The organism is Lactobacillus sp. UMNPBX17, assembly GCF_002553735.1.
GTDB classification, from domain to species: domain Bacteria; phylum Bacillota; class Bacilli; order Lactobacillales; family Lactobacillaceae; genus Lactobacillus; species Lactobacillus gallinarum.
Map to the genome: position 1 here is coordinate 1 of NZ_PCYT01000159.1, position 888 is coordinate 888.

Sequence of the window (888 nt, forward strand, 5' to 3'; positions counted from 1 at the left end):
TATCCAATAATATAGATAATAGTAAAGATAAATAAGGGTGTTGCCTTAACAAGAATCCAGCCATTTACTAAATAGAAGAAAAGGTAATCTAGATAAATTACAATTGCATCAATTAACGTTGCGATACCTAGAGGAATTTTTTCAACTTTAAAAACGGCTCCAATTCCGCCAGCAACGAAAGCCATGAAAAGGATCGATAGAATATTGATGTTTACTTCTGTCATTGGTCGACTGGTTACATTTTCTGTTAATTGAAGACCATAATAAATTATTACTAAAATAAGCGGGCCAAAACCTGCAGCGATTAATCCTCGTGAAATAAAATCTTTAACGAACCGTTTCATGTTAATCCAACTCCTTTCTAATTTTTGAAAAACATCTTCTTGAAACATAATCTGTTAATCCGTTTTTCATAATTACGTTTACACCAACTGATTTAGTTCCCTTAAAACGTTTGATTTGATAGCGATTCACTATACTTGATTTATTAATTCTCCAAAAGTTGTTAGGTAACTCACCTGCTAGCTGATAAATTCGTTTTCGTATTTGGTATTTCTTATTATCGCTGCAAATAGCCCAAATCTTATTGTCGATAATCGTAATCAAAACGATTTGATTCAAAGATAAAGCAATTAAATCTTTGTCATCATGTGCGGCAATTTGATTAGAATTACCATTGGTTAATACAAATAACTTTAACTTATTTGTAAATTCATTTTCTTGATGTACCTGTGCTTGAACTAATTCTTCTTTTTTAGGTTCTATTAAAAGCTTAAATTTCATCTTTTTCTCCTTTTATTTTGAATTATATGAGATATTGCCTGAGAAAACCGTATTTTTAAATTATTCGGTATAAAATTTAAATAATCGGTCGTAAGCATAAAAAAT

The 888-nt window shown here is 29.7% G+C and carries 2 protein-coding genes; both read right to left on the reverse strand.

All coding sequences use genetic code 11. The features are described from left to right. Nucleotides 1-344, reverse strand: a 344-nt coding sequence (locus tag CP368_RS10090; protein WP_098046061.1) for a DUF3021 family protein, incomplete at its 3' end; no start/stop codon positions are given. 1 nt (nt 345) lies between these two features. After that, a complete protein-coding gene (locus CP368_RS10095; RefSeq protein WP_098046062.1) occupies nt 346-783 on the reverse strand; it encodes a LytTR family DNA-binding domain-containing protein in 438 nt (145 codons plus the stop codon). Nucleotides 784-888 lie beyond the last annotated feature (105 nt).

Excerpts from the sequence above, each read along its gene's own strand:
- CP368_RS10095 (WP_098046062.1), bottom strand. The coding sequence starts at position 783 with ATGAAATTTAAGCTTTTAATAGAACCTAAAAAAGAAGAATTAGTTCAA.